The organism is Lacrimispora sp. BS-2, assembly GCF_040207125.1.
GTDB lineage: Bacteria > Bacillota > Clostridia > Lachnospirales > Lachnospiraceae > Lacrimispora.
In genome coordinates this window covers 4383903-4394898 of record NZ_CP157940.1, presented here as the reverse complement: position 1 = coordinate 4394898, position 10996 = coordinate 4383903, and the positions used below count along the sequence as shown (strand labels likewise).

Genomic DNA, 10996 nt, shown 5'->3' with positions numbered 1-10996 from the left:
TTAATGATTCGTCTGACCATAGGTCTTGAATTTCTCCATCACTTCTTCCATCTGTTCCCCATTTAAGATAACAGGATTTCCCAGACACATTGCTTTATATTGGACTTCTGCCAGAAACTCCAGATTGCACGCGAGCCCATAAGCGCTCTTAAGATCGCTGCCGCATACAATCTGTCCATGATTTCCAAGAAGTACTGCTTTGCCTTTTCCACAGTACTTTATAGATTCCTCAGCCAGCTTCACCGTTCCGAATGTGTGATACGGCACGCACGGCACTTCGGCTGTGCCGGCATCGCCTATGACGTAATGAATTGCCTTGACAGGCAGATTTAAAGCCGCCAGGACTGTGCAATACATGGAATGGGAATGAACCACTGCGCGGGCTTCCGGTTTATCTCTGTAAAAAACCGAGTGAAGTGCCCATTCACTGGATGGCTTACGGCTTCCATCAACGATATTAGCTTCCAGATCCGTAATCACCACGTCTTCCGGGCAAAGATCCATATAATTTATTCCGGAAGGCGTAATAGCCATCAATTTTTTCTCTTCACTATAAATGCTTAAATTACCACTTGTTCCCGGCGAAAGTTTCTCCTGGCTCATTCTCTTTCCATATTCAACAATTAATTCTCTTTCATCTTGTAATAACATTTTTATCCTCCTTAAATCAGCCCTCTCCCCGGTCTTTCTAAACTTTATGCCAAGCGGATATTCGCAATCCGCGACCCTGCTTACTCACAGCGTACCCCGCTCCTCCAGGCATAACTGAATAGCAGCTATCGCTGCTTGTCAGGTGGGGCTTATACTCCACCTGATTGAGGCAAGTCCCTACCCACCACTTAATAACCTCGTGTTCCCGCTTCTAAGGGGCGGGAACACTGGGTCACACTGTGCTCTTCGCACTTGCAGTGGGGGGACTTACTTGATTTGGTTAAAATATGCGTTTAAATTCAACGGAGCAAAAATCCCCTTGTCCGTTACCACGCCATCACAAAGCTTGGGCGGAGTAATATCAAAAGCCGGATAATACCCCTTCACACCCGGCATAGTGACCCTGGTCCCCATGGCTTCCAGAACCTGTTCCGGATCGCGTTCTTCAATCCTGACCGTATCTATGGTCTTATGAGCTTCATTAGGCTCTCCTGTCGCATAATAAGGAATTCCCCAGTAATTTGCCATAAGTGCCATTTGAAATGTGCCCACCTTGTTGACTACATAGCCATCCATGGTAATAACATCCGCAGCAGAAGTAAATACGTCAACCTTTTTTTCCTTCATAGCATATCCGGGCATATTATCAGACACAACCGTTACATCAAACCCCATATCACAGGCAACGCTGGCTGTTAAACGCGCTCCCTGAAAATACGGACGTGTCTCTGCACATATCATTTTAATTTCATTCCCTCTGTTACGGCATTCCCGAAGTGCTGTTCCAATGACTGTTTCTGCAAAACAGATGGTCATAACAGTACCATTCTTTGGAATCTGGTCAGCCAGATAAGAACCTACCTTACAGTATTTCAGATAGTTATTATTTATATAATGAAACGCATACTCCTGCATGGCATCCACAAGCTTCTGCCCGGTTTCTCCCTCCCGGACTTTCTCCCTTACGACTTCCATCGCTCCATCGGTGATTTTCACCATAGCTTTCACGGTTGTCGGACGGGCATGGGAAAGCGTATAAGCAGCGTGTTCCATATATTCTTCCACATCTGCCCTGCCGCTCTTCATAACTTCATAAGCAGCAAGTGCCATTCCCATGGCAGCCGCAGTATAAGGACCTGCGCTCTGGGTAACCATATCTGCAATGGCCTGAGCCACCTCTTCATGCTTTCTGCACACTACATATTCCGTTCTCACCGGATAAATGCGCCGGTCTAAAATGCGCACCATTCCATCTTCATACCATGCAACATTTTCATAGCGCAGCATAAATGCCAAGCCTTCGTCTCCTCTTTTCATTACTTTCTCCTTTCTACTACCAGTACAGGCCAGACTACCAACAAAAGCATCACAAAGGTTACATCTTTCCAATTACCTGATGTTCAATAATTTCATGAAACCGATCGGCAATTTCCTTTCCCTGCGAAATCTTTTCCCGCTGCTTAATCAAAACAATACCGGTTAAAATCAAGGCCCTCTCTATTTCAATTCGTTTTTCCACATTTCCCACGCCGCTTACTTCCTCTACCTTCGAATCCCCCACAACGCGGCGGATTATTTCCGTGCCTGCATATCCCAGGGTATCAGCCATTATCTTACGAATATAATGATCTTTAAAGCCGGAATTTCTGTACATATCAAACGAAACAACCTTATCATACTTTTTTTCTATTTTATCCCTTACCATATCGTAGCACTGGATGACCGTTTCTTCAATCCACTTTAAAAATTCTCTATTTTCCGGGTCAAGATAAGCCCTGTTCGTCCATGCGAAGAAAAGGTTGCCAATCACATTTCCAATGTCATAACCCATAGGACCATAAAACGCAAATTCCGGGTCAATGACTTTTGTTCCTTCATTATTTACAAAGATCGAGCCTGAATGAAGATCTCCATGAATCAATGCCTGAGCATGGTTCATAAAGTCATCCCGTAATTTTCCCACCTCTCCCTTTAGTTCCTCATCAGAATACAGGTAGGATTCCACAAACGCCTCATTTCCAGGTGTAACAATATTGCAGTTGCGTCCTTTTAAGTCATAATAAGGCTGAGTAAAAACAAGATCCTCGGAAATATCACACAATTCCACATTGGTAAACAATTTAACCCATTCCTTTTTTAACCCTCTGTCCATAACAAGGTCCGTTGTAGGAAGCAGTGTATCCGCCAAAAATGAAGAAATATCTTCCGCCAGGCAGGGAAATGTTTTCCCTAAAAGCATTTCTTTGCGAAGATTTTTATAAGAAGAAATATCTTCCATGGACAAAGCACACATAATTTCATCATACCGATAGACCCTGGGCACATAATCAGGTGCCAGTTTGCCTTGTATTTTCAGTATTTCCGCTTCTATTTTATTACGGTGTAAATCCAGGGGGCGTCCCGATGCCCTTAACACCTTATCCGCCTGTTTAATAACCAGGGAACGGCCTGTGGCTTTCTCAGATACCCGAAAAACATAATTAATATTGCCATCGCCAATCTCAGAAACTGTAAGCTCTGCTTCCGGTCCAAAAAAACAGATAACCTCTGCCACATACTCCTTAACGTCTTCAAGCTTCATCAAAAAATGTTCCGTATATTTTGTATTCATCCCTATTCTCCTCGTAAATTATTTGCTGCTGCCAAATTTTTTGGGAAATCCGGTTACAATAAACAGTACACCAAAAACAAGCATCAACAGGCAATACCATACATATGGCATAATGGCGGTAGGACTGATTCCTGCCAGGCCACCTGCTACCAGCAGCTGTCCTGCATAAGGAAGCAAACCATTAAAAGCAGAAGAAAACAGGTCCAAAATACTGGCCACACGGCGGCGGTCGATTCCCTGGGCATCTGCAATATTCCTTGCAATCGGACCGGCAGCAATAATTGAAATTGTATTGTTGGTTGTTGATATATCAAGCAGTGAAACCAATGCCGCAATGCTCAGCTCCCCGCCACGGGCGCTTTTTGTTTTTTTCGTCAACTTCTCCAGCAGATAATCAATACCGCCGAAATACTTCATCAGCGCCACCATGCCTCCAACCAATACCGCAATCAAGGACATATCTTCCATCCATGTCATACCTTCATGCAGAATGCCAAGAGACTGTAAGAGAGTAAAATCACCATGCATCATGCCAATAACAAGGCCGCTTAAAATGCCCAGGCCCATAACCGGAATAACATTCATACCGCTTAAAGATAAAACAATGATAACCGCATAAGGAACAATATTAATAACATTGAAATCATATACCTGGGCTGCAATTTCCCTCCCCATGGGAACTAAACTCAATAAGATCAGGTTAATAATGACAGCAGGAAGTACCATAAGGAAATTAGCCCTGAACTTGTCCTTCATGCTGACCTCCTGGGTACGGGTGGCAGCAATTGTAGTATCAGAAATAAAAGATAAATTGTCTCCGAACATAGCGCTTCCAACCACTACACCGCCGATAAGCGCAACGTTGACACCTGTTTTTGCAGCAAGGTCAATCGCCACTGGCATCAGAGCCGAAACAGTTCCCATGGAAGTTCCCATGGAAAAGCTTAAGATACAGCCTATCAAAAACAATCCGGGAAGCAGCATTCTGGTCGGCAATATGGTAAGGCCGATGTTTACGATGGAATCCACAGCATGCATATTATTTGCCACGCTGTAAAATGCGCCGGCAAGAAGGAAAATGATGACCATCAAAATCAGGGTATCATCTCCCCCGCCTTTACAGAATATGGTAACCTTATCTGTAAAGCTCACCTTTTCTTCCCCTGGATTCTGCAGAAGAAATGCCACAAAACATGCGATGGAAATACCAATCATGAGCGGCATATTATCAAAACTGCCGGAGACAAAACCTGTAGCCAGATACAGCGACAAAAATACAATCAATGGCATCAGACCTATAAAACTTCCTTTTTTCTTTTCAGACATAACTTTTTCCTCCTAACATATTAATGATTGTCAACTTTATGCGTACGCTTTTTCCGACCAGCCTTCCCATACATTTCCTCAAATCCAGGCGTATATTTTCCACACCTGATAAAAAGACCGTTTTTGTGTGGGATGTTGCTTGTCCCTCTTAAGATACATCACAAAACCACATATGTCAATAATATTTGCATATATTTTTTTATTATAAGTCTATTTTTTTATACATTTTGTCATCAAACAGCCTCTACACCTCTCATAATACAGCTTAACATCTCACAACATTTCAAAAAACCACATTTTACTTGCCTTCTGTTTGTATAGATGCTATAATGAAAAAATGATAACAAACTTTATGTTGCGTTTTTTACAAGGGCATAGCCCTCTATCAAAAAAGACCGGAGATTAATATGTTTAAAATTGAGCGACAAGCTTATATTGAAAATGAATTAAAGAAAAATAAAAGCGTTCTTATTTCTGATTTATGTCAGGCTCTTGACTGCAGCATGGAAACCATACGGCGGGATTTAAAAGAATTGGAAGCAGCAGGAAAAGCACAACGTATTTACGGAGGAGCTTTTCTTCCAGAAGAAAATGATTTAGGAGTTCCCGCCAAATTAAGGGAAACCTTCTTTCCGATGGAGAAGCGGCAAATGGCGGAGCATGCTCTCAGCTTTATTTCAAAAGGAGATGTCATCATGCTGGATGCCAGCACTACCTGCTTAAAGCTTTCCCAGGCAATTCTGGAAGCAGGGCTTCCCATTACTATTATCACCAATTCCTTAAGAATATGTTATATTTTTAATGAGCAGCCCAATGCTGCCCCGCGCATCATCTGCTTAGGAGGAGAACTTCATGCAAAGACGAATTCCTTCATCGGCTATAAAACTACCAATGAGATTAACGAATACATTGCGGACAAGTCTTTCATAAGCTGCCCTGCCATCGACATGACCTTCGGACTGACCGACAACAATCTGGCATCAGCCATGGTGCGGAAAGGGATGATCGATCATTCCAGAAAACGCTTTTTGATTGCCGACCATACCAAGTTCAGCAGCAATGCCTCTGTTTTGATCGCCGGCCTGTCGGTGGTGGATACAATTATTACAGACAAGCCTCTGCCGCCAAGATGGGAAGCCGAATGCATAAACAAAAAAATTCATTTAGAGTATTTGTAAGTTGCCTATCAAAAAGGAGACTGATTATGCAAAACTTTAATTATCACAACCCGGCAAAAATTATCTTTGGAAAAGATTCCGAAAAAGAAGTCCAGGCTCTGCTTCACGATTTAAACGTTCATTCGCTCCTGCTTGTTTACAGCGGCGATTTCATCAAGACCCTGGGTATCTTTGACACGGTCAAAGATGCCTGCGAAAAAGAAAACATCGTGTTTTTTGAAAACGGTTCGGTTGTTCCAAATCCAAAAATAGAACTGGTCCGCCAGCTTACCGCCCTTGGAAAAGAGAAAAATATCGACTTTATCCTTGCAGTAGGAGGAGGCAGCTCTATTGATACAGCAAAAGCCGTGGCAGCGGGCATCCCATATGACGGAGATGTCTGGGATTTTTTCGAAGGAAAGGCCCCTCTTTGTACTGCTCTTCCTATGGGCGTTATCAGCACCCTTCCTTCAAGCGGAAGCGAAACTTCCAACTGTTCCATTATTTCAAACGGACTTCACAAGCTTGGAATTGAAAGTGACGCCATCATTCCACGCTTTGCCATTATGAATCCTGCCTTTACTTTAACCCTTCCGCCTTATCAGACAAGCTGCGGAATCGCAGATATTTTGTCACATCTGCTGGAACGGTATTTTACCGACGTCCCCTTTGTAGATACCACGGATTTTCTGATTGAAGGAGCGGTACAGGCTCTTTTATTAAACGGAGAACGCTTAATGGCCCGTCCGGATGACTATCATGCACGGGCCGAGATTCAGTGGCTCGCCTCCATTGCCCATAACAATCTTCTGGATACCGGGCGGGTGGCTGACTGGGGTTCCCACCGCATCGAACACGAAATAAGCGCTCAATACGGTATTACACACGGGGAAGGAATGGCAGTGGTGCTTCTGGCATGGTTAAAATATATGGAAAAAGTAAAACCGGAAAAACCGGCACAACTTGCAAACCGTATCTTCCACGCAGATTATCATGACCATTCCATATCAGAGATGGTCATGATACTCCGCCGCCGTTTAAAGGAATTTTTCAGGATTCTCAATTTAAGAACCTCCCTGACAGAGATGGGAATCAACAGTGAACATTTTGAAGAAATGGCGGATCGGGCGACTTCAAACGGTACAATCGGCCATTATGTCCCTCTGGGGAAAGAGCAGGTGATGGAAATCTTAGATCTGGCGAAATAATAAATGAAAGCCAGCCTATATGACTTCCATTTAGAGTAACTTAGAAATAAGTAAAGAAAAAGCCGGCATAATGCCGGCTATAGACTGCGATAAAGTCAATTTTCAGATATAGCACTGAATATAAGTTATAAATATTCAGTGCTGTATTTTTATATTATATTCTCTGTGTTTCCTATACTAATTCAATATCTCCTTAAGGTAAACACTTATGAACATATAGCAAAAAACAGTTACAGAATCCATGTCCAGCCATTTTCTGACGCCCTCTATTTTTCTATTCATTAATTGTATAGATGTTTCATCAGCTTCTCAAGTTTGATAAATCCTGCTGGTCAAATGACTTTTTATTTAAAGTTAAAAATATTTACTGTACTCTCCAGTTGGAAAATGACTCTCTAATCCCAATACTCTTGGCCATAAGCCTGTGTCATCAATAATAAAACCCATGATCATTCCCATATGGCTATGTAAATGCCTGAACTGTGCTAAAATCAAAGTAAATCTATTATATTCGCAATCCGTGGGAGTATCCAATAGCTGGTTATCCGTTAATGCTGAAAGATAGGCTTTTATTTTTATATCAATATCAACAAAATAATGATTTATTTCTTCTCTTAAAAGATACTTGCCTGGACTTACCTCTAAGCTGTTTAAATCCTTTTCATGTATATCAGGCTCTGCATACCCTTTATCTCTTGGATTTATAAACCATAGATCCAAGGAATGAAGCATATGATAAATGTGTTTCCAGCATGGCATTTCACAATAAGCTTTGCTCCATAACTCATCGGGAACACAATCGATCACATTTTTTACCTCCCATAAGGCACGGCATGTCTGTTCTTTTATGATTTCTGCTAATAAATTTTCTTCCATATCCAAATCACCTTTTAATTCCAAATGAATCTGTGCTATAGCATAATGAAAATATGGATTTAATATCTCTCCATAACTTTTTAGAAATAATATTGATGATCAATTCTTCTACCGCCGAAATGCTTGCAATAAAACAAACCAAAATGGTTGCTGCATATAATCCTAACCAAATATAGAGAAAGGGGAAACAAAATAAAACGATCCCCGCTGCCTTATTCCCATACGTATGTAAAAAGGCAAGCTGCCTGTATCGTATAAAACCAAGCCCTAAGGATGCCAGGCGTATAGCAGCAATCATAATTATCCAGCATATGCTCCACAAAGGCAATTGAAAGCTGGGAGCAAATATGGACAACAAAACCACAACCATGAATGCATCTGCAATGCTATCCAGAATCTGACCCTTTTTGCTTACCACATTCATCTTCCGCGCAATTATTCCGTCTAAAACATCACTGATCCCGCATAAAAGGTATATAATGAAAAATTGTCCTGAGAATGGTTTAATAACCAATAAAACCACAGTTCCTAACATTCTTGTTATGGTAATCAAGTTGGGAATGTTCTTCATTTGAACCTCCAGCACTTTAATAAATAAAAGCACTCCCTGCCGTATAAAGCCGGCATGACACCGGCTTCTCTGGCAGTCCATGGCTGCATTTTTAACCTTTACTCAACCTCCACGCCATATACCAGTTCATAGATTTCTTTCTTATATGGCTTAAATTCCTCTTCCGCCATAAGTTTTCCATAACTCATAATCAACAGGGGAATGGGCTTGTCCCCAGGCTTTAAGGGCATTTGCTCATAGTAAAAGGAATTGGAATGAAATCCCAGCCTTTCATAAAATCTTTCCCTGCTTCTGGTCATGGGATTCTTCTCAGTGATTGGCTCTATTTCCAGAAACACAGGCTTTTCTGACTCTTCCACAACCTCTTCCACCAACTGTTTTCCATATCCTTTTCCCCTGCATACTTCCGTTGTGGCCAGATGCTCCATAAAAACACAGGTTGGAAGATCCCAGTATCCCAGAAAGGCCACAATCTTTTCGTCCTCCTCTATTACCCGGACTTTATAACAGGGATTACCGAAAACCCTTTTCTGATCGTCTTTTGTCCGGCGCTCAATATCAGGAAATGACTCCTTATAAATCCGGTATGTTTCCTCAAAACGGGTCTGCGGGTTCTTTAATAACATAATATCAATCTCCTAATCTTTTATCTATAATTGTTTCTTTCTTTAAGTGTAACATTTCCTGAGAAAAGAAGCAATGAAAAGCAGCCTGCTCCTTCTTACCAGAGCAGGCTGCTTTTCATTTTATTTAATGGTAATTCTGCCCTGACCTGTAAGATTCACATAATCAGCACCAACATTGCCGCCTAAATTGCTGCGGATGTAAGTGGAAAGCAAATCTACATCAGTCATGACATCATCCCGGATTACCTTACTTCCCTTAAACATGGTCATGCCATCACCGCCAGACTTTAACATGTAATTATGAGAGGCTACGGTATAAGTCTTATTCACGTCAAGAGGAGCGCCGCCTACCATGATATCGGATACCCGGTATGCTCCATTTACCTTCACAAAATTATCTTTTTCATCCACCTGGACATTGGAGGTCTTGGAGGTATCGATGGTATAGGTAAGACCGGATACCTGCAGGAAACCGCCGTTCTCCTTCGGGCAGTTCCGGGAAGCCATTTCAAGGGCATCCTTGATCTGCTGGCCGGTTACCTCTGCAACGCATCCCATATTACCGAATGGGAATACAGTAAGGGTATCATTGTAGGTAATGTTGCCGGCCTTAATGTTGGCTCTGATGCCGCCGCCATTGGAAAGGCCGATCTCTGCTCCAAGAACATAGCGGTATGCATCTGCAGATAAATCACCAAGGTTTGTCTCTGCGCTTCTGACCGCACGGTTTCCGGTTGCCGGATCATTGACCGTAAGTTCCACATCCGTATGGCCGATCACAGTCTTTAATGTCTCATTGTACTGAGCCTGGATTGCCTTAATGAACTTGTCTGTATCATAGTCAATGGCTTTTCCGTCAGCTGTGACAGCACTCTTTCCAGGAATCACCAGTTGGATACCAACAGCCAGGACATTGGGGTCCTTGATCTTGTCTCTGTTTGCTTCATAGATTTCATTCCAGCGGTTATAGGAGCCTAATTCCCTCTTTGCGATCCGGCTTAAAGAATCTCCATTCTTTACTGTATAAGCGCTGGTACCTGCTCCTGCCGGAACCTGGGTAACCAGTTCACTGGAAATCGTTCCATTTGTGTGAAGTGTCAGCTTTCCGATGTTCTTTAACTTTGTACCTGTCTGGGTAAGAAGCACATCCTGGCCATCCTTATTCTTTATGTACTTTCCATATTCCTCATGGGAATGGCCGTCGATTAATGCATCAATACCTGTGGTATTCTTAATTACATTGTCAGAGGTCCAGCGGTCTGTTGTCCCGTTTTCGCCCAGATGGCCTACCAGGATTACATAATTAGCCCCTTCCGCTTTTGCACTGTTTACAGCCGACTGAATCTGGTTGTAGAGTTTTTGTCCATTTTCATCTTCACAAAAACCGTATATGTAATTTCCGTTTCCATCCTGGAAATAAGCTGGTGTGGATTTGGTAAAGCTTTCCGGTGTGGTAGCACCCACAAACGCAACCTTGGTATCTCCATATGTAAACATCTTATAGGGAGCAAATACCGTGGAGCCAGTCCTTAAATCCATAAAATTGCTGGAATAATAGCCGCAGCTTAACTTACCTGCCAGTTCCAGAAAACGGGGCATCCCATAATCATACTCATGGTTGCCCGGCACTGCGAAGTCATAACCGACCTTATTCATAATGTCGATCAGATATCCTCCGTCCGACAGCGTTCCAATAGGCGCGCCCTGAATGGCATCTCCTGCATCAACCAGCGTCACATAAGGTGTCTGGGCCTGCATCTCTTTCTTATAAAGAGCCAGTCCCGCATATCCTATGTTGCCGTCTACGCCGCAGTGGACATCGTTGGTGTAGAGAACCACAATATCCCGGTCTGCAGCCAGAGAGGAAAAGGATATGCCGGTTGTCAGGGAGAGGACCATGAGCAGTGCCAGCCATAATGACAGAAACCTTCTTGTCTTACTTCCTTTCATTTTTAAAACCCTCCTTTTGA

General features: G+C 42.7%; 10 protein-coding genes. 2 read left to right on the top strand and 8 right to left on the bottom strand.

Annotated elements, in window-relative coordinates; all coding sequences use genetic code 11:
* The 4 genes from ABFV83_RS20535 to ABFV83_RS20520 all read right to left on the bottom strand — a co-directional run bounded on the left by ABFV83_RS20535 (position 1) and on the right by ABFV83_RS20520 (position 4588).
* A complete protein-coding gene (locus tag ABFV83_RS20535) occupies positions 1–651 on the bottom strand; it encodes a class II aldolase/adducin family protein (RefSeq protein WP_349946572.1) in 651 nt (216 codons plus the stop codon).
* A 267-nt stretch (positions 652–918) separates the two neighbouring features.
* On the bottom strand, positions 919–1968 hold the full coding sequence (locus ABFV83_RS20530) for an S-methyl-5-thioribose-1-phosphate isomerase (protein ID WP_349946570.1): 1050 nt from the start codon (positions 1966–1968) through the stop codon (positions 919–921).
* Positions 1969–2026: 58 nt separating this feature from the next.
* Complete coding sequence (gene mtnK / locus ABFV83_RS20525; protein ID WP_349946569.1) at positions 2027–3262, bottom strand: S-methyl-5-thioribose kinase; 1236 nt, start codon at positions 3260–3262, stop codon at positions 2027–2029.
* An 18-nt stretch (positions 3263–3280) separates the two neighbouring features.
* Positions 3281–4588, bottom strand: a complete 1308-nt coding sequence (locus ABFV83_RS20520; protein WP_349946567.1) for a Na+/H+ antiporter NhaC family protein — start codon at positions 4586–4588, stop codon at positions 3281–3283.
* A gap of 407 nt (positions 4589–4995) precedes the next feature.
* Here ABFV83_RS20520 and ABFV83_RS20515 point away from each other — a divergent pair, with 407 nt between their 5' ends.
* Both ABFV83_RS20515 and ABFV83_RS20510 read left to right on the top strand, forming a co-directional pair.
* A complete protein-coding gene (locus ABFV83_RS20515; RefSeq protein ID WP_349946566.1) occupies positions 4996–5766 on the top strand; it encodes a DeoR/GlpR family DNA-binding transcription regulator in 771 nt (256 codons plus the stop codon).
* Positions 5767–5792: 26 nt separating this feature from the next.
* Positions 5793–6953, top strand: a complete 1161-nt coding sequence (locus tag ABFV83_RS20510) for an iron-containing alcohol dehydrogenase (RefSeq protein WP_349946565.1) — start codon at positions 5793–5795, stop codon at positions 6951–6953.
* A 354-nt stretch (positions 6954–7307) separates the two neighbouring features.
* Here ABFV83_RS20510 and ABFV83_RS20505 read toward each other — a convergent pair whose 3' ends face one another.
* The 4 genes from ABFV83_RS20505 to ABFV83_RS20490 all read right to left on the bottom strand — a co-directional run bounded on the left by ABFV83_RS20505 (position 7308) and on the right by ABFV83_RS20490 (position 10976).
* Positions 7308–7829 (bottom strand): hypothetical protein, encoded by a 522-nt coding sequence (locus ABFV83_RS20505; RefSeq protein WP_349946563.1) that lies wholly within the window; start codon positions 7827–7829, stop codon positions 7308–7310.
* A 7-nt stretch (positions 7830–7836) separates the two neighbouring features.
* Positions 7837–8400 carry a CDP-alcohol phosphatidyltransferase family protein gene (locus tag ABFV83_RS20500; RefSeq protein WP_349946561.1) on the bottom strand — a complete coding sequence of 188 codons (564 nt, stop codon included), beginning with the start codon at positions 8398–8400 and terminating at the stop codon, positions 7837–7839.
* Positions 8401–8498: 98 nt separating this feature from the next.
* Positions 8499–9026 (bottom strand): GNAT family N-acetyltransferase, encoded by a 528-nt coding sequence (locus tag ABFV83_RS20495; RefSeq protein WP_349946559.1) that lies wholly within the window; start codon positions 9024–9026, stop codon positions 8499–8501.
* A gap of 120 nt (positions 9027–9146) precedes the next feature.
* Positions 9147–10976 (bottom strand): bifunctional UDP-sugar hydrolase/5'-nucleotidase, encoded by a 1830-nt coding sequence (locus ABFV83_RS20490; RefSeq protein WP_349946558.1) that lies wholly within the window; start codon positions 10974–10976, stop codon positions 9147–9149.
* Positions 10977–10996 lie beyond the last annotated feature (20 nt).

Excerpts from the sequence above, each read along its gene's own strand:
- ABFV83_RS20490 (WP_349946558.1), bottom strand. The coding sequence starts at position 10,976 with ATGAAAGGAAGTAAGACAAGAAGGTTTCTGTCATTATGGCTGGCACTG.
- ABFV83_RS20530 (WP_349946570.1), bottom strand. The coding sequence starts at position 1,968 with ATGAAAAGAGGAGACGAAGGCTTGGCATTTATGCTGCGCTATGAAAAT.
- ABFV83_RS20505 (WP_349946563.1), bottom strand. The coding sequence starts at position 7,829 with ATGGAAGAAAATTTATTAGCAGAAATCATAAAAGAACAGACATGCCGT.
- ABFV83_RS20500 (WP_349946561.1), bottom strand. The coding sequence starts at position 8,400 with ATGAAGAACATTCCCAACTTGATTACCATAACAAGAATGTTAGGAACT.
- ABFV83_RS20495 (WP_349946559.1), bottom strand. The coding sequence starts at position 9,026 with ATGTTATTAAAGAACCCGCAGACCCGTTTTGAGGAAACATACCGGATT.
- ABFV83_RS20535 (WP_349946572.1), bottom strand. The coding sequence starts at position 651 with ATGTTATTACAAGATGAAAGAGAATTAATTGTTGAATATGGAAAGAGA.
- ABFV83_RS20520 (WP_349946567.1), bottom strand. The coding sequence starts at position 4,588 with ATGTCTGAAAAGAAAAAAGGAAGTTTTATAGGTCTGATGCCATTGATT.
- ABFV83_RS20510 (WP_349946565.1), top strand. The coding sequence starts at position 5,793 with ATGCAAAACTTTAATTATCACAACCCGGCAAAAATTATCTTTGGAAAA.
- ABFV83_RS20515 (WP_349946566.1), top strand. The coding sequence starts at position 4,996 with ATGTTTAAAATTGAGCGACAAGCTTATATTGAAAATGAATTAAAGAAA.
- mtnK (WP_349946569.1), bottom strand. The coding sequence starts at position 3,262 with ATGAATACAAAATATACGGAACATTTTTTGATGAAGCTTGAAGACGTT.